The following is a 259-nucleotide window of genomic DNA, read 5'->3' on the forward strand; positions in this document are numbered from 1 at the left end:
GCGGTGCGGCGATGAACAGGACGATGAGCGCCTGGATCACGCCGACGATGTCGATCGGGATGTCGTTCGCGGCCTGCATGGCGTAGCCGCCGTTCTTGAGGACGCCGAACAGGATCGCGGCCCAGAACACGCCCCACGGCTTCGAACGGCCGAGGAGGGCGACCGTGATCGCGTCGAAGCCGATGCCGGCGTCGATGCCCGAGGTGAAGCCCGAGGTCACGGCGCCCTGCACCTGGTAGGCGCCGGCGATGCCGACGAG

General features: G+C 69.1%; 1 pseudogene. It reads right to left on the reverse strand.

The features are described 5' to 3' along the window. Positions 1-259: pseudogene (locus tag PIJ50_RS16360) on the reverse strand (ABC transporter permease); the annotation flags it as partial.

The organism is Falsirhodobacter sp. 20TX0035 (assembly GCF_028307215.1).
GTDB lineage: Bacteria > Pseudomonadota > Alphaproteobacteria > Rhodobacterales > Rhodobacteraceae > Falsirhodobacter.